The 22579-nt window shown below is 40.6% G+C and carries 17 protein-coding genes and 1 riboswitch; of the genes, 12 read left to right on the forward strand and 5 right to left on the reverse strand.

From position 1 onward, the window contains the following. Positions 1-118: 118 nt before the first annotated feature. The 4 genes from AC0VYJ_RS08400 (at position 119) to asnB (ending at position 7393) form a co-directional block, all read left to right on the forward strand. Entirely contained in the window at positions 119-2980 is a 2862-nt protein-coding gene (locus tag AC0VYJ_RS08400; protein ID WP_475367152.1) for an EAL domain-containing protein, read from the forward strand. 123 nt (positions 2981-3103) lie between these two features. Next, positions 3104-4435 carry an FAD-dependent oxidoreductase gene (locus AC0VYJ_RS08405; RefSeq protein WP_475367153.1) on the forward strand — a complete coding sequence of 444 codons (1332 nt, stop codon included), beginning with the start codon at positions 3104-3106 and terminating at the stop codon, positions 4433-4435. 16 nt (positions 4436-4451) lie between these two features. After that, complete coding sequence (locus AC0VYJ_RS08410; RefSeq protein WP_475367154.1) at positions 4452-5447, forward strand: class I SAM-dependent methyltransferase; 996 nt, start codon at positions 4452-4454, stop codon at positions 5445-5447. A gap of 104 nt (positions 5448-5551) precedes the next feature. Continuing rightward, positions 5552-7393 carry an asparagine synthase (glutamine-hydrolyzing) gene (asnB, locus tag AC0VYJ_RS08415; RefSeq protein ID WP_430242135.1) on the forward strand — a complete coding sequence of 614 codons (1842 nt, stop codon included), beginning with the start codon at positions 5552-5554 and terminating at the stop codon, positions 7391-7393. 300 nt (positions 7394-7693) lie between these two features. On the opposite strand, the gene AC0VYJ_RS08420 is transcribed toward asnB, so the two are convergent. The 3 genes from AC0VYJ_RS08420 to AC0VYJ_RS08430 all read right to left on the reverse strand — a co-directional run bounded on the left by AC0VYJ_RS08420 (position 7694) and on the right by AC0VYJ_RS08430 (position 11435). Next, a complete protein-coding gene (locus AC0VYJ_RS08420) occupies positions 7694-9094 on the reverse strand; it encodes an ammonium transporter (RefSeq protein WP_475367155.1) in 1401 nt (466 codons plus the stop codon). A 22-nt stretch (positions 9095-9116) separates the two neighbouring features. After that, positions 9117-9458 (reverse strand): P-II family nitrogen regulator, encoded by a 342-nt coding sequence (locus AC0VYJ_RS08425; protein WP_475367156.1) that lies wholly within the window; start codon positions 9456-9458, stop codon positions 9117-9119. 243 nt (positions 9459-9701) lie between these two features. Next, on the reverse strand, positions 9702-11435 hold the full coding sequence (locus tag AC0VYJ_RS08430) for an alpha-glycosidase (protein WP_475367157.1): 1734 nt from the start codon (positions 11433-11435) through the stop codon (positions 9702-9704). Positions 11436-11730: 295 nt separating this feature from the next. Here AC0VYJ_RS08430 and AC0VYJ_RS08435 point away from each other — a divergent pair, with 295 nt between their 5' ends. The 5 genes from AC0VYJ_RS08435 (at position 11731) to AC0VYJ_RS08455 (ending at position 17173) form a co-directional block, all read left to right on the forward strand. Continuing rightward, positions 11731-13014 (forward strand): extracellular solute-binding protein, encoded by a 1284-nt coding sequence (locus tag AC0VYJ_RS08435; protein ID WP_475367158.1) that lies wholly within the window; start codon positions 11731-11733, stop codon positions 13012-13014. 95 nt (positions 13015-13109) lie between these two features. Continuing rightward, entirely contained in the window at positions 13110-14393 is a 1284-nt protein-coding gene (locus AC0VYJ_RS08440; protein WP_194222272.1) for a carbohydrate ABC transporter permease, read from the forward strand. 1 nt (position 14394) lies between these two features. Then, positions 14395-15237: a sugar ABC transporter permease gene (locus AC0VYJ_RS08445; RefSeq protein ID WP_226612558.1), complete on the forward strand. Its 843-nt coding sequence runs from the start codon at positions 14395-14397 to the stop codon at positions 15235-15237. Between the two features lie 228 nt (positions 15238-15465). Next, positions 15466-16506: a LacI family DNA-binding transcriptional regulator gene (locus AC0VYJ_RS08450; protein ID WP_475367159.1), complete on the forward strand. Its 1041-nt coding sequence runs from the start codon at positions 15466-15468 to the stop codon at positions 16504-16506. 139 nt (positions 16507-16645) lie between these two features. Further along, complete coding sequence (locus tag AC0VYJ_RS08455) at positions 16646-17173, forward strand: BclA C-terminal domain-containing protein (RefSeq protein ID WP_475367160.1); 528 nt, start codon at positions 16646-16648, stop codon at positions 17171-17173. Between the two features lie 59 nt (positions 17174-17232). Here AC0VYJ_RS08455 and AC0VYJ_RS08460 read toward each other — a convergent pair whose 3' ends face one another. Further along, positions 17233-18651 carry a DUF11 domain-containing protein gene (locus AC0VYJ_RS08460; protein WP_475367161.1) on the reverse strand — a complete coding sequence of 473 codons (1419 nt, stop codon included), beginning with the start codon at positions 18649-18651 and terminating at the stop codon, positions 17233-17235. 163 nt (positions 18652-18814) lie between these two features. Continuing rightward, entirely contained in the window at positions 18815-19684 is an 870-nt protein-coding gene (locus tag AC0VYJ_RS08465) for an SDR family oxidoreductase (protein ID WP_475367162.1), read from the reverse strand. 142 nt (positions 19685-19826) lie between these two features. Here AC0VYJ_RS08465 and AC0VYJ_RS08470 point away from each other — a divergent pair, with 142 nt between their 5' ends. The 3 genes from AC0VYJ_RS08470 (at position 19827) to AC0VYJ_RS08480 (ending at position 22568) form a co-directional block, all read left to right on the forward strand. Further along, positions 19827-20990, forward strand: a complete 1164-nt coding sequence (locus tag AC0VYJ_RS08470) for a histidine kinase N-terminal domain-containing protein (protein WP_475367163.1) — start codon at positions 19827-19829, stop codon at positions 20988-20990. 39 nt (positions 20991-21029) lie between these two features. Beyond that, a riboswitch (TPP riboswitch) is annotated at positions 21030-21132 on the forward strand. A 168-nt stretch (positions 21133-21300) separates the two neighbouring features. Then, entirely contained in the window at positions 21301-21993 is a 693-nt protein-coding gene (gene tenA / locus AC0VYJ_RS08475; protein ID WP_430246618.1) for a thiaminase II, read from the forward strand. Beyond that, positions 21990-22568 carry an ECF transporter S component gene (locus AC0VYJ_RS08480; RefSeq protein WP_194221156.1) on the forward strand — a complete coding sequence of 193 codons (579 nt, stop codon included), beginning with the start codon at positions 21990-21992 and terminating at the stop codon, positions 22566-22568. Before tenA ends, AC0VYJ_RS08480 begins: the two co-directional genes overlap by 4 nt. Positions 22569-22579: the final 11 nt, after the last annotated feature.

Genomic DNA, 22579 nt, shown 5'->3' on the forward strand with positions numbered 1-22579 from the left:
GTAGGGTAGATTGGCATATTTCTGGGATAAGTGTATTCGCGCTTTCTACTTTTTGATATCATATACATAAATATAAAAGTTTCGAATTAAAGGGATTAAAGGATGAGGTGTGTATAGCTTGAGGACATTTTCAGTCATGGTTTATCATGATCAAGATTTGCTGGAGTGCATTAATAATCAACCGGAACTGTTTCAGGCACATGCCGTACTCATTCAACTATTTTCTTTGTCAGGTGACAGCAAGCGGGCTAAAGCAATCGCGCAACAAACATTGACATCCCTTCCTCACGCCGTTCTTATAGGGGCCACAGCAAGTGGCGCTTATTATCAAAAGGACTACGTGAAAGAAGGGATACTCGTTTCCTTTACGACTTTTCAACACGCCGAGATTAAGCTGTTTGATTTGGAAGAGAATGCTTCCACCCTTATGAATGAGAGGACTACACATGATGAACTTGTCATTCTTTTTAATAGTAATGTGGAAGATCGTACTTTGTTTGAAGATATGAAACCGAACCGATTGATCGGAGGTAGAGCCCATACTATTAATGAGGATTCCTTTGTGATCAAAGGTAATCAACTGCTAACGACAGGCGTCGCTGCAGCTAAAATTATCGGAAGTGAGCTTGAAGTTAAGATTTTCGAAGAAACGTTCTGGAAACCAGCCGGACGAACGTATGAGGTGACAAAAGCGCTCGGGACGCGTATTTTTGAAATTGAAGGCCTGACGCCAGTGCAGTTTTATGAGAAGTATTTAGGATATGATGTTGCGAATAAACTCCCGCAATCAGCAGCTCACGTCCCGTTACTTCAGCGGGATAATGGGAATGTGAAGCCGATTACCATTATGGAGAAACATCGAGATGGATCGGTTACGTCGAATCATGTACTAACAAAGGGGTCGAAGCTACAGTTCTCATATGGAGACGCCGCACAAATTCAAACGTCCTATGAGCGCATTGACCAAATGGCTAGTGATTCTTGGAGCCAAAGTCTATTTACTTATTCATCTGCTTCGCTTCGTGCTCTATTTTCAAACGGCATTATTACTTATTTAGAGAATCTTGAAAAGAGATGTGATCTCACATCTGTTTTCCTTGCAACGGAATATTATTCAGATAGCCAAGAAGTACAAATTGGAAATAACAGCATGGTTTTTGCGCATTTCAATGAAAAAAATGCTCGAATGAAAGCCAACGGGCATCAACCATTACACAATCAGGAGATGAAGGACTTGGATGGTTTAATGGCATTATCACATTTAATTAAAGCTTCAACAGAGGAATTAGAGACGTTAAATTTAAACTTACAGCAATCAGAACAGCGCTTTAAATCTCTGTTTGAACAAAATCCGAATCTTGTTTACTCTGTGGATGTATACGGTAAAATTACGAGCGTAAACCCTGCATTAAAATCATTGTTAGGTTACTCGTCTGAAGAAGTTATGAGTAAGCATTCTCTTCAGTTTGTTTCATCAGAGGATGCAGAAATGACTAGGAAGAAATTCTATCAAACGTTTCAGGGGGTAGCTCAAACATATGATGCTCACCTTGTACACAAGACTGGAATGAGCGTTCTCTTTACAATTACCAATATCCCAATCATTGTTAATGGCGAAATTACCGGGGCGTATGGAATAGCCAAAAGCATCATGAATCAACGGAAAGCGGAGGAGAAAATCGCTCATCTCGCTTATTATGATGTGTTAACCGAGCTTCCTAATCGTTTGTTATTTGAGAACTTACTAAATGAATCAATTAAGAATCCCGATGAGAAGCTAGCTGTCATGTTCATTGATTTAGATCGGTTTAAATTGATTAATGATAGTTTGGGCCACCAAAGAGGGGATCAGATCCTCAAACAAGTGACAACTCGAATCAAGGAAGCTATAAAGGATGATGCTGTCCTTGCTAGATTTGGTGGTGATGAATTTACTGTTCTCTTACCTGGACTGAAGTGCGAAAAAGATGCCCTTATGCTTGCGAGACGCGTCATTGAACATTTGAAGCAGCCTATCGTCTTTGACGAGGTTGAGTACTTTATGACAGTAGGCATCGGTATCAGTCTTTTCCCTCATGATGGATTAGAAATTGATACTGTTATGAAAAATGCTTATATCGCATTAGATCGCGCCAAGCAACAAGGTGCTAATTATATTGAATTCTATACCGATGAAATGACCGATCAGGCTTTTGAGAGATTAGAGCTTGAAAGTTATTTGCGTCGAGCCCTTGAGAAAGAAGAACTGACTCTTTTCTATCAGCCACAAGTTAATCTAGATGAACAGAAAATTTATGCTTGTGAAGCGTTGATTAGGTGGAATCATCCGAAATTAGGACTAGTGTCTCCAGCGCAGTTTATACCGCTTGCAGAAGAAACGGGACTAATCGAAGAAATTGGTATTTGGGTATTGAACGAAGCATGCATGCAAACGAGCAAATGGCAAGAGCTTGGATATGATGACTTGTCGATTAGTGTGAACGTGTCTGGAAGACAGTTTCAAAGTGAGAAATTCGTTGATTCCGTTAGAGAAGCATTAGTGGCTTCTGGTCTCGATCCTCAATCTCTACACCTTGAAGTAACGGAGAGCACAACGCTCGTCAATACGGATTATAGTATTTCGATGCTAAATGAATTAAGAGAAATGGGTATTAAAGTGTCCATTGATGATTTTGGAACTGGTTATTCTTCGCTTAGTTATCTGAAGGATTTCCCATTAGATATTTTGAAAATCGATCAGTCCTTTATTCGAAACCTTCAGGAAAACAACGCAGATGCAGCGATTGTTAAAGCGGTCATTACGATGTGCGAAGGTTTGAATTTATCAATTGTTGCGGAAGGAATTGAGACGAAAGAACAGGGTGATATTATTAGAAGCTTCGGGTGTAACTTTGCGCAAGGATTTTTCTATAGTAAACCATTGAATAAGGATCGTTTCGAGAAACTGCTTCTATCAAAGCAATTTCCTTTGGCAACTTAACGAAGATCGACCCAATGTGGTCGATCTTTTTTATTTTGCAGAGCGTCCTGCCTCCAATGTGCTCCAGCTGTTTCAACCGATAGTTGGAAGGGAATAGGACCATAGCAAAGAGGTGATAAAGAGATGGATTACGACGTCATGATTATTGGAGGAGGCATATCGGGCCTCACACTTGCTGTCAAATTAGGACAAAGTAATGTGAAAACGCTATTAATTGAAAAAGATAAAAGAAGCGGGTTGATTTATAAAGGTGAACTTCTTCAGCCAAAAAGTCTTCAAGTCCTTGACCGAATTAATGTTTTAGATGTAGTAAAAGAAAATGGTTTTCACTTACCTTCGATTGAATTCCATGAGTATAACCAAAAAGACGATGGCACGATGGAGCACCTTAGTTCAAATGAATTTCGCTACGATGTGATTCCATCTCTCTATAATACATCGCTTATGATTCCACATGAGAGGCTAAAAGAGCTTCTTTTCGAAGAGGCTTCAAAATATGAATCTGTTGATTATATACAGCCTGCTAAATTTACGGGCTTTACTGAAGATGAGCCTGAGAATAAGAAAGCGATCATTCAAACTAAAGAAGGAGAACGTGAAATTCACGCAGGTTTTTATGTTGGTGCTGAAGGAAGAGCTTCTCCAACAAGAACAGCTATGGAAGTGGAGATGAAGAATACAAAATATAATCATCATTTCTTGACGGTATCGTTTCCCCGACCAGAGACACTAAATCAGTCAACTATCATCACAACTCAAAATAAATTTGTCGGATTATTCCCACTTCCGAACAATGAAGTAAGAAGTGTACTGTTGATTAAGCCGGGAGAGTTCAAATCGATGCGTGAAGAAGGATTAGAGTCCTTTTACCGTGCTTATTGTGAGCTAATGCCGGAGCTTGAGGGCTATGTTCATCAAATTGATACGTGGAAAAAGATTCAACTCATGATTCCTGTTAGGCACAATGTCTCCAATTACGTCAAAAATAATTTGATCTTAACAGGGGATGCCGCTCATAGCGTACATCCTATGGCAGGGGAAGGAATGAACCTGGCGATTCAAGATTCTGATGTATTGGGAGAACTTCTTTGCTGGATGTATAAAACGAATCAGACGGAATGGAAGCAGCTTAAGTGGTATGAGAAAGTGAGAAAACCGAGAGCGGAATATGTGTCTACGCTTAGTCATCAAGCTGCACTGCTCTACTCTTTTCCTTATCGTCCGTGGCAGAGACTTCGAATTAAAGGGGTCAATCAAACAGAGCATTCACCTCTTCTGCACTATAAACAGATGTTAAATACGTCGGGACTTGGCATTTGGAAGTTTAACCTGTTGGATCGATTGAAGCAAGCAGGAGTAATTCCAGCTGCAATAGGGAATGGGAAATTAAGTAAGCATCCAAATGAGAAAGTAATGTTCACGAAAGAGGATGATTATCCGTGGTATTGCAAATGAGACGGGAGGAAACGAGATGAAGGAAATAAAGAAAATCTGGCGTGCTAGAAAGTGGATGAAAAGCAATGAACCTTTTTTATACGCCTGGCATGCCCATGTAGGCTATGTACATGACTTATTTGATGAGTTCGAATTAGGAACAACCGTCTCTGCTGTTGCAACCAAACGAGACATGAATGAACTGCTATTAACAAGATGGGCTGAAGTGGGGGTGGCAATTGGTCACCTAAAAAAAGAGAAGGATGGAAAGGTTCGTTCTAAGAAACATATGGTTGAATCGATCTCAAAAAGCAGTGAGCACTCTGTTGGTATCTTACTAAAAGAAATGATGGAGTTACATATTCCGATCTTGCTGTCCTATCCTGATTTATTAAGCAAAGATCAACCCGCACGATATGAGGACGAAGACTATGGTGGAACGGTTGCAGCAACATCAAGCTTTATTGAACGTTTTGCTTTTCCGAAGATTTATCAAGCGATTAAGACGACGAATGCACAATCCGTTATTGATTTTGGGGCAGGTTACGCAGGGTATTTATCGCGTATTGGAGCAAAGCTAGAGGACATGAAGCTTGTTGGAATTGAAAAAAATCGATCCGTCTGTTTAGATGCAGAAGCTAATATCCATTTTCCGCTAAAATCACCGCTACACCTTTATCCTGATGATATGATGACATGGAAATGGGATGGTGCCCCCTTTGATATGGCGATGATGAATAATTTACTTTATTATTTTGCTCCAGAAGATCGATTGAAACTGTTCCAAAAGGCAAATGAGGTAACAGGTGAAGGTGGTCAGCTGATTATCATCACTCCTATGCATGAATCAAAACACGGGCAGGCTTTCTCGGCTGCGTTTAACAGCTTCATGAGTGCTCATGATAACCTTTATCCATTGCCAAGTCGTGATGAAATGGACGACTTAGCAACAAAAACAGGATTTAAGCTTAAACAAATAAAACCAGTTGTAAAAGAAGGCGCATGGTACTTTTTGCGTTTTCAGAAAGTGTGAGACCTATCAAAAGGTCTCTTTTTTCGTTCCCTGAAAGACATTTTGCACAAAAATTGGGCGTATGCATAATGTGAACAGAGAGGAATGAGAGGAGGGAGATCTTTTTGTGTGGGATAACAGGATGGGTGGATTGGAAGCAGAATCTGACAGGAGAAGAGAACGTTCTTAGGCGAATGGCGAATACGCTATCACGACGGGGGCCAGATGCTTCAAACAGCTGGGTTAGCGCGCATTGTGGATTTGGGCATACTCGTTTGATTGTCGTTGACCCAGCTGGTGGAAGTCAGCCAATGACTAGAACACACAGCGACAAGAAATATACGATTTGTTATAACGGTGAGCTATATAATACGGAGGATTTGCGTAAAGTTCTCCTTGCAAAGGGTTATACATTTCAATCTCATTCGGATACAGAAGTTCTTTTAACGTGCTATGTTGAATGGGGAGAGCAATGCGTTGATCATTTGAATGGTATTTTTGCCTTTGGCATTTGGGATGGAGAGAAATTATTCCTTGCAAGAGACCGCCTTGGTGTTAAGCCGTTATTCTATCGACAAAGTGGCAGCTCGCTTCAATTCGGCTCAGAACTTAAAGCCATTCTTGCTCATCCCGATGTGAAGACGGAGGTCGATCGAGCGGGGCTTCAAGAAATTTTTGGTTTAGGTCCTTCGAGAACACCAGGACATGGGGTTTTTCGAGGGATAAATGAACTGCGACCTGGATTTGCGATGAAGTTTGAGCAGAGTGGTCTTCGTAAATGGCGCTATTGGAATGTCAAAAGTAGTGAACATACTGATGATCTTGATACAACTGTAGGTAAAGTAGGGGACCTTTTAAAAGATTCCATTAAACGACAGCTTGTTGCCGATGTACCAGTTTGTACGTTTTTGTCTGGTGGAGTTGATTCAAGTGCCATTACGTCCGTTGCTCAAACGGCATTCCTTGATGACAATAAGGGCACATTACGGTCTTTTTCGGTTGATTATGTGGATAATGATAAATACTTCAAGAGTAGTGAATTTCAGCCAAATTCAGATGCTCCGTGGATCAAAAAAGTTTCAGCAGAGCTTGCAACTGATCATACGAACTGTGTGATTGATACACCTCAGCTTGTGCATCATTTAAAGGAAGCGATTGAATGTCGAGACCTGCCTGGTATGGCGGATGTAGACTCTTCATTATTGTGGTTTTCAAAGGAAATTAAGAAACATGCGACTGTTGCTCTTTCTGGTGAATGTGCAGATGAAATATTTGGTGGGTATCCATGGTTTCATAAGCCGGAGCTTTTAGATCAGGAGCAGTTTCCGTGGATGAGATCGACACTTGAAAGACAGGCGATGTTAAAAGAAGATGTTCGGAATAAATTGAAGCTAGAAGATTACGTCACGGAAAGATATCGTGAGTCAATTAAGGAAACGCCAGTACTTGATGGTGAGAGTGAGATTGAAGCAAAAAGAAGAGCTCTCTTTTACTTGAATTTAAATTGGTTTATGACAACACTTCTTGAACGAAAAGACCGTATGAGCATGGGAGCTAGTCTAGAAGTAAGGGTGCCATTTTCTGATCACCGCATTATCGAATATGTGTGGAATGTCCCGTGGGATATGAAAATGCTTGATGGTCGAGAGAAGGGACTTTTGCGAAAAGCGATGACAGGAACGCTTTCACATGATGTTCTTTATCGAAAAAAGAGTCCATATCCAAAAACCTATAATCCTGCTTATACGAAAGCAGTTTCTTCATGGCTTCAAGATACGCTCGATAACAAGCAGTCGCCGCTTCTTGAATTGATCGATAGAAAAGTTGTGCAAGATATCATAGATTCAGAGGGAAAGGCGTTTAAAGTACCCTGGTTCGGTCAGCTTATGGCAGGACCTCAATTGATTGCACACCTTGCTCAAATTAATTATTGGATGGAGCATCATAACGTGAATTTAGTCGACTAAAAAAAGGATCGAAGCTGATGGCTTCGATCCTTTTCTTTAAAAGATTGTATTATTGCTCGTTCCGACTTTAGTGGGCAGGGTCTCGATCGCTTCACCCCATAAAATGAACACAAAAACCGTGTTCTTTTTATGGGCCTCCAGCGCTTGTCGAGGCTAAGCGGGCGCTTCCGCTTTTCGTGATCTAGCTGCAGTGGGCAGACACTCGGTCACTTCACCTTTTCATCCGAACACAAAGACCGTGTTCAAATGAAAAGGCTCCAGTGCCTGCCGTGTCTAACCGCCCACTTCCGCTTTTCGTGTCTAAACGCTCCCTTCTGCTTTTCTTTTTTCAACTGGTGGCTGTTCGAGTCCGTTGAGGCGTTCGACTAGGCCGTGGCCGAATGGTGTTCCGGCAGAAGGGCTTTCATTGTTGTTGAGAAGGCCTCCTCTAAGCTCGTAAGCTGTTGAGCCGTGCTCTGCGAAATCAAGTCCCTGAATTTCTTCTTCACGAGAAACGCGAATGGAAGAGAAGCGAGTATAGATGAATAAGAAAATACCTACTGTGCCAATCGTCCACGCCATAACTGCAAGAATTCCGATTGCTTGAACGAGGATTAGGGATGCACCGCCTCCGTAGAATAAACCACCATCGATTGCGAAAAGTCCAACGGCTAGCGTGCCCCACGCCCCACACACTCCGTGAACAGCAATCGCTCCAACTGGGTCATCCAATTTTATGCGTCGGTCAATCAGTTGAACGGCTTCAATCAAGATAACTCCAGCGATAAGACCGATGAACATAGCGCCAATTGGAGATACGCTTGCTGTTCCAGCTGTAATTCCGACAAGTCCAGCTAATGCGCCGTTTAGAGTTAAAGAAGCATCAATTTGCTTATAGCGAATATAAGAATAAAGGGCACTTCCGATGACACCACTTGAAGCAGAAAGAAGTGTTGTCGCTACGATTGTAGGGATAAGTGCGTCGCTTGCTGACAGTGTACTACCTGCATTGAATCCAAACCAGCCGAACCAAAGAATGAATACCCCTAGTGCGCCAAGTGGAATGTTATGACCTTGAATAACGTTCACTTTTCCATTTGAGTATTTACCAAGACGTCCTCCAAGAAAGGCGACTGCTACTACCGCACCAAGTGCACCTGTCATATGAACAACCGTTGAGCCAGCGAAGTCAACAAACCCTAGTTCTGAAAGCCATCCGCCACCCCAAATCCAGTGACCAACAACAGGATAAACAAATCCAATCATCGCAACCGTTACAGCAATATAGCTAATTAATTTCATTCTCTCAGCTACTGCACCAGAAATGATTGTCGCACAAGTTGCCGCAAAGACGGCCTGGAAAACAAAGAAGCCGATGTTTTCAGATTGTCCTAGAAGAAGGAAACCATCACTACCAATAAAACCGCCTGCTGAAGAACCGAACATCAATCCGTAACCAATTATAAAGTAAAGCACTGCACCAATTGACATTGTTAGGAGATTCTTCATTAAAATATTTAAGGCGTTTTTAGAACGGGTAAATCCAGTTTCAACCATTGCAAATCCAGCGTGCATGAAGAATACTAGAAAAGCAGCAATCATAATCCATACGGTATCCATTGAAGCACTCAAGGCGGTTACAGCAGAGGTATCGCCTGCTGCGAAGACATGTCCTCCTGAGAGAAGAAAGAGAAGCGCGAACAAACTAGTGATTTTTTTCATAGCTTTTATCATCCTTTTTGATTTATTTAAATGCTGGGAGTCCGTGTTCACCAGATCGTATGCGAATAACATCTTCGACAGGATAGACGAAGATTTTGCCGTCGCCAACTTCCCCGGTTGCACATATATCGCGAATATGCTTAACAACATGATCAAGCAGGTCATCATCAAAAACGAGCTCTACTTTAATTTTTGCCTGAAGCGAGACTTCAAAATGACTTCCTCTGAAGACACCAGTTTGTTTTTTCTGTAATCCACATCCAGCTACTTCAGATACTGTCATGCCTGTGATACCTTCATCTCTTAACCGATCTCTTAGATCCTGAAATGCCTCGGGACGAATAATGGCTTCTACTTTTTTCATATAAGACCCTCCATGTCAGTTTTTCTAACATTGCCTTTTTTCTATATCCTAATATTATGCGGTGAAAACGAGAAATTCAAGGTTATTTTTTGAAAATTTAAAATAGTATGTCATAAAATCTCACCTTAGCACATTTGAATAATCAGAATATTCCAAGTGGGGTAAGGGTGGTTGCGCTTTCAGTTAATTTCGAATTCTGAGGCATAAAAAGAAGCTCCTGGATGATGACCAGGAGCTTCTTGCTCATGAAATGTCTAAAATAGTGAAGCCAAATGGTTCAAGATGAAGTAGGCTAGAGTCGTGCTGACTCCCTAAAAGAGTTTTTGTGTTCAAATAATTGAGTGAGAGATCAGTAGTTATGGCCTTTTCTGAGTTGTTTAATAGAAAGAGGAGCGTTTCATTATACGTTTTCCTCTTATATTGAATAAGTGATTCATCTGTATACACCACTTCGAAAGTTCCATCGTTCCGAAACGCAGGGTGTTGATTGCGAAGGGCGATTAATTCTTTTAAGAACTGAAATAGTTCAGTGTCCTGGTCTTTTTCATCCCAAATCATACATTCTCGACAATCGGGATCAGCGCCACCTTTCATCCCAATTTCGTCACCATAATAAATACAAGGTGTTCCTGGGAAGGAGAATTGAAGGATATACATGAGCTTCACGACCTCCTTTTTCCCGTTTGCCAGTGTGAGGAGTCGCGGTGTATCGTGACTTCCTAATAAATTAAAGGCGACTTCATTCACATTTGCAGGATAAGAGTGAAGGAGTGCGGATAGTCGGTTCCCCATTGTTTCGGCAGAGATTCTTCCATTTGCATAATGATCAAGTAGGGCAGCAGTTAAAGGGTAATTCATTACAGCATCAAACTGATCGCCCTGTAACCACGGCATCGAGTCGTGCCAGATTTCACCAAGAATATAAAGCTCAGGCTTAACTCGCTTAACCTCTCTTCTAAATTCACGCCAGAAGCGGTGATCAATTTCATTTGCAACATCAAGTCGCCACCCGTCAATATCAAATTCTTCTACCCAGTAGCGACCAACTTGTAGTAAATACTCTCTCACTTCTGGGTTCTCAGTATTAAGCTTAGGCATTGTCGCTTCAAAGGCGAAAGTATCATAGGAGGGAAGAGGTTTTGTTTCAATTGGATAGGATCGAACGTGAAACCAGTCTCGATAGCGTGATGCTTCTCCGTTGTTTAATAAGTCCTGAAAAGGTTCGAAGTAATAACCGCTATGATTGAAAACAGCATCAAGCATAACTTTAATGCCTCTTTCATGACAGGCTTTGACGAGCTCTTTAAACATTTCTTTATCGCCAAATTGTGGATCAATCTCCATGTAATCGATTGTGTCGTATTTATGGTTTGAGGCCGCTTTAAAAATAGGTGTGAAGTAAATTCCATTAATTCCAAGTTCTGTTAAGTGATCAAGATGATTTATTACCCCCTGAAAGTCTCCGCCGAAAAAGTTGTTGCGCTCCGGAGGATATTCTCCCCATGGAAGCGTACCTTTTGGATCTAAGGAAGTATCCCCGTTAGCAAATCGTTCGGGAAAGATCTGATACCATACTGTGTCTTTCACCCATTCAGGAGCTGTAAAGATATCAGCTTCATTTAGGAAAGGAAAACTATAATAGTCGTTGGTATCTGATGGCTGTTCCGTATAGAAGCCTTTTTCAGTATGATAATACGCTTCATTTTTATCTTCTAGAAAAAAGCCATATCTCAATCTACGATAAGGAGGTTGGATCGCTATACTCCAATAATCGAATAGAGAGTCAGAGCCAGTTACTTTCATTGTTTTAGAAGTGAACTGCCATTTGTTGTCTTTCCAATCATACGGATCTCCATAAATAAGGGAGATGGATGTCACATCATCTTTCTTTGTTCGAATCATCAGGTGTAGTGTTTTCTTATCATATGCGTAAGCATAGTTGTTCTTTGGGCGGTGATAAATGGCTTCTTTAAACATAAATAGATACCTCCATGTGCAATCGCTTGCATTTTAATAAAAGAAAACTCATTTCAAGCACTAATCGAAATGGAACGTTGCTTCTATATAAATGTAGAAGATCAAAGTACGATAGTCAAATGTAAAAAACAAGGAGAAATTCTGTTTCGAAAAAATTTTGAAAAAACTTTGTGCAAACGGTTGCGAAAATTTTATAGCCATGTATAATAAGTTATAGAAAGACAGTGCAATCGTTTTCACTGAGTTGTATGAAAGCGCTTGTACTCCTATCGTAAAATTAAGAGGGGGTTAACACATGAAACGCTTTTTCGCTTTGTTTCTTACACTAGTTCTTGCAATCGGCGTTCTTGCAGCATGCGGACCGCAAAACAATGAAAACGCTTCTAGTAACAACGGAGGCAGTGATTCTGAGGGAGAAGATGCAAATAAACCTGAGAAGCTAGTTGTTTGGGAAGATACAGATAAAGGGATTGCACTTGAACCGGCTATTGCTAGCTTCGAGGAAGAGTACGGCATTAAAGTTGAATTTAAAGAACTAGGTATGGCTGACGAAATTAGAGAGCAAATTCGTCTTGATGGTCCAGCAGGTACTGGTCCTGACGTTATTACACTTCCACATGATCAAATTGGACAAGCAGCGGTTGAAGGACTTATTTCCCCAATCGAAGTTGAACAGTCTGTGATTGATACATTTACAGAATCTTCTATTCAAGCTGAAAACTTTGACGGTAACCTTTATGGACTACCAAAAGCAACGGAAACACCAGTCTTCATTTACAACAAAGATCTAATGGAAAAAGCTCCGGAATCAATGGATGAAGTCTATGATTTCGCAAAAGACTTCACGAAAGACAAGCAGTATGGCTTCCTTGCGCTATGGGATAACTTCTATTTTGCAAACGCTGTCCTTTCAGGATATGGCGGCTACGTGTTTGATCGCACTGATGAGGGATTAAACCCAGATGACATCGGTCTTAATAATGATGGTGCTATTGAAGGAACGGAATATATTCAGAAATGGTATCAGGAAGATCTTTTCCCTAAAGGCCTAATTGGTGAAAACGGTGGATCTACAATGGATGGTCTATTTAATGAAGGGAAAGCAGCTTCCGTTATGAACGGACCATGGTCTTTCCAGGGTTATAAAGATGCTGGAATTGACATTGGTGTTTCGCCAATGCCTACACTTCCAAACGGAGAGAATTTCAAAACATTTATCGGTGTTAAAGGCTGGCACGTAAGTAATTTCTCTGAGAACAAAGAATGGGCTACGAAGCTCGTTGAATGGTTAACAAATGAGGAGAATGCAAAGATTCGTTACGAAAAAACAGCAGAAATTCCTCCTGTTAAATCACTAATTGAAGATCCAGTTATTGCTGATAATGAAGGTGCAAGTGCCGTAGCACTTCAATCTCAATATGGCGTTCCAATGCCTAACATTCCAGAAATGGCTGAAGTATGGGAGCCAGCAGCGTCTGCTCTACAATTAGTAGCAACAGATAAGCAAGAACCAAAAGCGGCCCTTGATGAGGCTACGAAAACAATTAAGTCTCAAATCGAGCAGAATCACAGCAACTAAAGTTTTGAAAATTTAAAGCGGTACTCCGGAAACGGGGTACTGCTTCTCACTTTAAAGCTAGAAAAGTGGGGAGAAGAAAGGGGATTGCCATCACGATGGAGGCAACTGAGCGTCAAACAAAGCATCGAAAAACAGCACTTGCTTTATCACTAATACCTGGATTCGGTCAGTTTTATAACAAGCAGATCCTCAAAGGACTTATGTTCTTCATCTTAACGGTTTCATTTGCCGTTGCTTTTGCTGACTTAATCAACATTGGATTATGGGGGATCGTTACCCTGGGGGAAAAGCTACCACGAGATCACTCCATCTTCTTGTTAACACAGGGAATTATCGCTGTCCTTGTTATCCTGATTGGATTGGTTATTTATTTCTTAAACCTAAGGGATGCATATTTGAATGGAAGAAATCGTGATCTAGGCATTCCCTTAAATTCTGTTAGAGAGCAATACCGTAATGTTTCTGAACAAGGGTTTCCTTACTTAATGCTATCACCAGGATTTTTCTTATTAATCTTTGTTGTTATTTTCCCGATATTGTTTGTTATTTTACTTTCGTTTACAAACTACGATCTCTACCATTCTCCACCAGCTAACTTAGTAGATTGGATTGGGATTCAAAACTATATTGATATATTTAAGCTAGACATCTGGCGCGATACTTTCATTGATGTATTCTCATGGACAATCGTATGGACATTTGTTGCAACAACAGGACAAATTGCCATTGGTATTTTTCTAGCCGTTTTGATGAACCAGAAAGACCTTAAATTTAAAGGCATCTTTAGAACAATCTTTATCTTGCCTTGGGCCGTACCAGCTTTCGTATCAATCCTTGTGTTTGCGGGGATGTTTAATGAGACGTTTGGTGCGATAAATAACGACATCTTAGCAGCGTTCGGTATCGATGCGATACCATGGCTTACAGAGCCATTTTGGACAAAAGTTGCTTTAATTCTTATACAGTTCTGGCTTGGATTCCCGTTTATTTTCGCTATGGTAACGGGTGTGCTTCAATCGATTCCAGATGAATTATATGAAGCTGCCACAGTAGATGGTGCGAATATCTGGCAGAAGTTTAGAGGAATCACGCTTCCAATGGTTCTTTTTGCAATCGCGCCAATTTTAATCACACAATATACATTTAACTTTAATAACTTTAACGTTATTTACCTGTTTAACGGTGGTGGTCCTGCCGTATCAGGTCAAACAGCAGGCTCTACTGACATTTTGATTTCGTGGATCTATAAGCTCACGTTTACGTCTGCGCAATATGGCAAAGCTGCTGCTATTACCATGATTCTATCAGCCATTGTTATAGGTGTAGCACTATGGCAGTTTAGAAGAACGAAATCATTCCAAGAAGAGGATATGATGTAATATGAGTCCAAAAATGCAGAATACCTTACGTTTAACACTGTCCTACATTGCCATCGCTATTGCTTGTGTCATCATCTTGTATCCAGTTCTATGGATTGTGGGGTCTTCCTTTAATCCCGGTGACAGTCTATCTGGATCATCCATTATCCCGAAGGATGCAACATTGGAGCATTACAAATCGTTATTTAATACGGCTGAAAGTGATTACTTGCTTTGGTATTGGAACACATTGAAGATTTGTATCATCACAATGATTCTAGCCGTAGCGATGATCTCCTGTATGGCTTATGCCTTCTCACGCTACCGTTTCGTCGGTCGTAAAAATGGATTAATGACTTTCTTAATTCTTCAAATGATCCCGAACTTTGCCGCACTTATTGCGATCTATGTATTAGCTTATACAACGGGTTTGTTAGATACGCACTTTGCGCTGATTCTCGTTTATACAGGTGGTTTACTGCCAATGAATACCTGGCTTGCTAAAGGATACTTTGATACAATTCCAAAAGAGCTTGATGAGTCAGCTCGAATCGATGGAGCGGGTCACTTTCGTATCTTCTGGCAAATCATATTACCACTTGCAAAACCGATTCTTGCTGTTGTAGCATTATTTAGTTTCATTACACCGTTTACGGATTTTATTCTTGCTCAAGTTATTCTTCGTAGTGAGGATAAATATACGTTAGCGGTTGGTCTTTACAAAATGATTTCTGATCAGTTCGGTAATGAGTTTACAACGTTCGCTGCAGGATCAGTATTGATTGCGATCCCAATTTCAATTTTATTCTTATCGCTGCAACGTTACTTTATATCTGGACTTACTGCTGGTGGAACGAAAGGATAGAGCAAGACGTGAGAAAGAAGAGGAAGAGGAGAGCTACTCTTGCAGCTTCTTTCTCTTTTTTTATCCTAATTCTTCGTTTAGAGAACTTTAATAGGTAGGATTGTTTCTCTATAGTAGATGTCATTTTCAATAGAAATCGTTTACAATGAATCATTAGATAGTTAAGATAGATCAATTACTTATCATATGAAATGAACAAGCGAAAGCTTTGTATAGGAGGAAATCCCAATGGCAGTAACGATTAAAGATGTAGCGAAGCTTGCCAATGTTGCGCCATCAACGGTATCACGTGTGATCGCAAATAATCCACGAATTAGTGAGCAAACGAAACGTCGTGTAAGAGAGGCGATGGAAGAGCTTGGCTACCATCCTAACTATAATGCAAGAAGTCTAGCGAACCGGAGTACACAAACGATTGGCCTTGTCATGCCGAGTTCAGCAGATAAAGTATTACAGAACCCATTCTTTCCAGAAGTTCTTCGCGGTATTAGTACGAAGGCTCATGAAAAAGAATATACCTTATATATGTCCACTGGGGCAACAGAAGAAGAAATGCTAGAAGGCGTAATGGGGATGGTTCACGGGCGTAGAGTGGACGGTATAGTAATGCTTTATTCAAGAATCGACGATAAAATCATGACGTTTTTACAGGAACAAAATTTTCCGTTTACCGTTATTGGGAAGCCGCTAGTGAATCCAGATTCAATCACTCATGTCGATAATGATAACTATAGCGCGGCAAAAGATGTAACCGAGCATTTTATCGGCAAAGGTCATGAACGGATCGCATTTGTTGGAGGGAATTTAGATCTAGTCGTTACCGTGGAGCGGTTACACGGTTATGAAAAAGCCCTACAGGAAGCGGAAATCCCACTCCAAGACGATTATGTTGTTCATGTGGAGTTTCTAAAAGAAGGCGGACAGGAAGCGGTAATGGCATTATTTTCGTTAGAAAATCCTCCAACCGCGCTTGTTGTTGCAGATGATCTTATGGCCCTTGGTATCATGAGCAAGCTTGATGAGATGGGTCTTTCTGTTCCTGAAGATGTTTCCGTCATTAGTTTCAATAATGTGATGCTCGCTGAATATGCCAGTCCGCCGCTTACTTCTGTTGATATTAATATTTTCCAACTAGGTTATCAGGCAGTGAACTGTTTGCTAGAGAAAATTAGTGATCCTGAGTCAGGAAACAAACGTGTTTGTGTACCACACAAGGTTGTAGAGCGCTGGACAGTGAGAACGATTAATCAGAATGAGAGTATGAAATAGCCACGAAGGTGGCTATTTATTTTGGGGAATTTTAATAAAATACATATAAACTTTGAACAAGCCGTCATCAGCCGTTCCAAATCCATCAAGGATCGCGTTTACTATAGTAAATACAAATTCTCCAAAGTAGGTGATTTTCATGAGTTGTTCAGGTTGTGGAGGTTGTGGGAGCTGTTCTGGAGGAGCATTTGGTAGACAAGGTGCACAGGGAATCCCTGGTCCACCAGGGCCGCAGGGGCCTGAGGGACCAGAAGGACCGTCAGTCACAGGCACTTCGGGTTTTGCGGCAAATACAGGTGGTGCAATCATCAACGTTATTCTAGGTGGAACGAACATCCCCCTTCCAAATGGACAAAGTTTGCCTGCTACAATCACAGTAAATGGTCCGAACACCATTTTTACCGTACAAGAAGCAGGAAGGTACTACATTTCTTATCAAATTAATAAAACCGCTTCTCTAATCGTTAGTTCAAGATTATTAATTAATGGAGCTTCCCTCCCCCAATCGGTCATATCCCCTCTTGTTTCTTTAAATAAATATAGCGCTGAAGTAATAACAGCTTTAAACGCTGGTGATACGATCTCACTTCAACTGTTTGGTTTGGTTGCAGCAGTTGTGTTGACGTCGGGTGTGGGAGCGTCATTAACGATTATTAGAGTCGAATAACTAGTTTATATAAAATGAAAGATCGCGTGCAAAATTAGCACACGATCTTTTTTTACTAATTAACATACAGTAGATATGGCCTGGTTACTAGTAGCGATTTTACCACAGCTGAACTCGACTTCGGCTACATTAAGAACAAAACAGTTACACCGTTTCACAACAATCTGGAAGAAAATTGTAACGGTATCACCGACATCAATATCATCGAGGTCAATACCATATTGGGGATTACTACCCGGATATTGTACACTATCAATATACAAACTATTCTCAATAAATTGGGTGCAAGCTGGAAGGTAATCAGTAAAGATTACGTTAATAGCGGGAACAACGCCGTTGTTTGTAATGGTGATCGTATACGAAAGCACGTCACGATAGGTGGAAAATGGCTTATCAACGGTTTTCACGATATCTAAAATGGCATCACCTTCGTCAATTTGGACGCCAAGTGCATTTGGCATATAAGCATCGCCTGACGACGTGAAGCGGAAAACAGCCGTGGATTGGTTGTTCGGTAATAGGCCAGCCCCACTGACGTTTGTAATATCCCATCCCTGTCTTCCAGCAACAATATTCGTTAATGTAAAAGGATCCTGGTTCCGGTTACCAAATGTTCCACTCGTATCAAGATTTCCGGAATCATCATTAATTTGAGAGCCAAAAAAGTTTCCTAGTGGGTTATTTGGTCCTGAGAGAAGGGTTAATGTACCTGCATCAGGCCCAAAAAGAGCTTGATCCCCTCCTATATTCGCGTCACCTTCTTGAGCTGAGATGAGTAAACGGGCATCTACAGTACCTGAAGGAGGAGTCATAAAACCTGAAATGGCTATATCAATTGTGGGGTTTAAAGGATTAATGACGATACCCTGGGCGCCGACAAATAAATTCAGAGATCGGTTTGGTAATGTACTATTCGCATAAACAACGGCGAGTGTCCATCCTGCATGGTTCGTATCAGCTGTGGAAGCTTGAAGAGGATCGACTAGTCCTGGTACGCCGCCTACGGTGTATGTACCAGCGCCAGCTGCTTGAACGATTGATGTAACATCATTGGAGCGCATGTAAAATCCTCGAGTATTTCCTCCGATGGTAAATGTTGGCTCATTACTAGTAGTTGGGTCGGGACTAATTGTGAAATCAGTCCCGCTTGGGTTCGTGAACGTAACAGAATTATCAATATCAGATGTAATGTCTTCGTTTACTGAAAGATAATTTCCTCCCCAGATTAATTCAGCATATAAAACGGAGCTTCCAGCTGGTAATACTAGATTAGCCTCTGAGTTATTTAAAGTATAATCCAGAGTGGTTCCTGGTGGAAAAGTTGGCACTTGAAGTGATGTATCGGTTGTAATAAATGCTCCGATACTTCCTTGAGTTCCAGCCTGGTTAGCATTTAGTAACTGACTTAATCCTAAAGTGTTTCCTGTAAATGTCATGGCTCCACACGTTCGGGTGGAGTATCGATTGGTAAAAGCCATAATGACAACCCCTATTGAACATACGTGTTCAAATATAGTCTAAAATTGTATTCACTATACTATATGAATACAGTAAAAAGACGTATAAACTCTTGTCCAATAGAGTCTTAAAAATCATTTTTTTATAGAGTGAATAATATAAAAAAACCTCCCAAAGGAGGTTTTAAGATGTTAAAAACTGTCCACCATTTATATGAATCGTTTGACCTGTCATATAAGAAGATCCATCAGAACCAAGAAGGACGTAAGCCGCAGCTAATTCTTCTGGCTGACCCGGTCTTCCCATTGGTGTATTCGTTCCAAAGTTTTTCACTTTTTCTGCTGAGAAGGTGGAAGGGATAAGCGGTGTCCAAATAGGACCAGGTGCAACGCTGTTGACACGAATACCTTTTCCAACGAGCGACTTTGCGAGACTCCTTGTGAACGTTGTGATTGCACCTTTTGTACTAGAGTAATCGATCAGCTGATCATTGCCTTCATATGCGGTTACAGAGGATGTGTTAATGATTGCACTTCCTTTTTTAAGATGGGGAAGAGCGGCTTTCGTCAGGTGAAACATGGCAAAAACGTTGGTTCGGAATGTTTTTTCGAGCTGTTCTGCACTAATTTCTTCTATTCCCTGTTGGGGGTGCTGTTCTGCTGCATTATTAATTAAAATATCGAGCTGTCCGAAATGATCAATCACCTGTTTAATCACATCGTAAGCAAAGCTTTCACTCCCAATGTCTCCCGGCAACAATAAACATTCGCTTCCGATTTCTTCGATTTTTTGTTGCGTATGTTGCGCATCTTCATGTTCGTCAAGATAAACAATGGCGATTTTTGCTCCTTCTTTTGCATAAGCAATCGCAACGGCTTCGCCTATCCCACTATCTCCTCCAGTGATGAGAGCGACTTTATTCGTTAATTTTCCTGATCCTTTATAATCCCGGTCATCCATTATGGGCTTTGGATCCATTTCTTGCTGAGATCCTGGCTGATGATTTTGATGTTGTGCTGGTTGTCCATCCGTCTGTCTAAAATCTGGTCGCATGGGATAACTCCTTTCAAATTATATATGTAAGGAATTGCCAATCGGGAGAATTTCTAAACCTAAGTCTGAGAATATAATGATGACATTTGCATTACATGATAAAATGAAACAAACCTATAATGTAGTTTGTGAGGCGAGAGGTATGAATTTTGATTTAAGAGAATCTGAATTTGAAGAACGGTTTGCGTCGTTTTTGGAACAAAGTCAGCCCAAAATTGTAGAAAAGTGGCTGCTTGGCGCAAAAATTTCTCAAGAGGATCCTTATTATGAAGAAATCATTAAGAATGGGAAACGAACGGTTGAACTTATCTCTCGTTATATTCGCCTTCAGGATGAAAGTTGGATTATGACATTAACTAAGAAAATTGCCAATGAGCGAATTGAAGCAAATGTTAATATCGGAGAGTTTATTGCGAATATTAATTTTGGGAGATCGGTTGTGATCTCTGTCTTAAACGAATCATCATTTGATAGAGACGAACTTTCGAAAGGTCTTCAAATCATTAATAATTACTTTAATGCCTATTCGTATCATTCAGTAACGGAATACACGAAGGTGAAAGATAATATCATTCATGATAAAAATAAGTTTATACAGGAAATGCATAGTGATCGTTTAACCATTCTTGGTCAGCTAGGTGCGAGCTTTGCTCATGAATTTCGCAATCCTCTTACCTCCATTAAAGGATTTTTGAAATTATTAGAAGATGATAGTGATGCTAATAATTCGATCGAGAAACACTATTTCGAAATCCTCAATAGCGAAATGAAAAGTCTAGAAGAGAAGGTAAGTCAATTTCTTTTCTTATCAAAAATGCGTGGGAGCGACGATCGTCCTCTATCATTAAATTTAAGTGGATTATTAAGATATACCATTGAAATTCTTTATCCAAGACTACTAGAATCAAATATAGAAGTGGAAACAGCCATTACTCCAGACATTCCACTGTTCGGTGTAGAAGAACAAATTAAACAAGTCATTCTTAATATTATGATTAACTCGATTGAAGAGTTAAATGAAAATAAAATCGATCATCGAAAAATTGAGCTGAGAGCAAAAGAAAACCATGGACGGATTACGATTGAAATTTCCAATAATGGCCGGCAAATTTCATCGCATCTTGTTGAAAGTATCTTTCAACCGTTCATTAGTACAAAAAAACTCGGAACAGGTCTTGGATTGTCTGTTTGCAAGCAAATTATTGAAAAGCACGAAGGTGTTATTTCAGTGCGATCAAATCCAGAACAAACAACTTTTGTAATTGAACTTCCAGTAATGGTTGACAAAGGTGTGAAAGAAGAGTAGCTTAATAGTTATCAAACTAACATTCAAAAAAGCTTTTTATATATCCACTAGGGGAGTCATTTATATGACTGAGACAGGATGTCCTGGACCCTTTGAACCTGATCTGGTTAGCGCCAGCGGAGGAAAGTGGAGACGGATGCCACCGCAGCCGCTCCATTTTTGGAGCGGCTTTTATACGTTTTGATTTCCTAAACGTGTAGAAGTAAGGAATGCTTACAAGTATTTCTAAATCTCCAAAAATGACGGAACAACGGCATTCAAGCTCCTTTCCTCTTCATCAGTTGGATGAAAAGCGGAGAGGAGTTTTTTTATGTCATTTACTGAACAGTTAAGAGAGGAAGCAGCACCAATTTTTGGAGCGATCTTTAATCATCCATTTGTGAGAGGAATTGCGGAGGGAAAGTTAGAGAAGGAACAGCTTGTTCACTATGTAAAGCAGGACTTTGAATATTTGAATACATTTGTTCGAATCTATGGCATTGCGCTATCAAAATGTGAAAACCGAGAAGAGATGGCACTTTTCACTGAACAAATATCATTTGTACTCCATAGTGAGGTTCATCCTCATAATAATTTGTGTCGAGCTGCAGGCGTCACTTATGAAGAGCTGCAAGGCTATCCCCTCGCCCCTACGGCACACCATTATACGAGGCATATGCTCGACGCTGCTCATTCAGGTACGCTCGGAGAAATCGTTGCAGCCCTTCTGCCATGCCCATGGACTTACCTTGAGATTGGTCAACGTCTAATGGAAGAGGTTAATCCTAAAGAAGATCATCCTTTTTATGATTGGATTACGTTTTACGGAGAGAAGTCAATGGAACCAGTGACGGATCAACTAAGAAAAATCCTCGATCAGTGGGCTGAGACGGCACCTGAAAGAGAATTAAAGCGAATCAAGGACTATTTCATTCTTAGCTGTCAGTTGGAATATGGTTTCTGGGAAATGGCTTATCAAGTAGAAGAGTGGCCAGTCTCCCTCCAAAAAGGTGAGCGCGTATGAAACGACTAAAGCTTTCGGACATTTTGATTACGATCGTGATTGCCCTTGTTTTTGGGATTATTTATAAACTGTGGGGACCGGTCTATAACATCTTTAAACCATTTGGTCTCCATATTGGTGATGTGATTTACGGGATGTGGTTTATTGCGGGTACAGTAGCAGTTCTTCTTCTTCGTAAGCCCGGTGTGGCACTACTTGCAGAAACGGCTGCAGCTTCTGGTGAATTTCTTGTTGGTTCTGAATATGGATTATCTGTTCTTCTATATGGAATTGTTCAAGGATTAGGAACGGAATTAATGTTTGCCTTATTTGGCTATAAACGATACACCGCATTTGTTGCGGCGCTTGGAGGGATTGCTGCTGCCGTAGGTTCCATTGTCATGGATGCTGCCTATGGGTATGTGATGGATCTTGCTCTATGGAATTTACTTCTTCTCATTGGTGCTAGGTTAATAGGTGGTTTTCTATTAGCTGGACTACTTGCTTATTTCCTTGTAGAGGCTCTAGAGAAAACGGGTGTTACTAGCTTGGTTAGACCAGCAAGTGATGAAGATTATAAGGCGTTAGATCAGTAAGGAGTGGTTAT

The sequence above is a fragment of the Anaerobacillus sp. 63XJN7_5_ISO-PGPR-S23-430 genome (assembly GCF_056173695.1).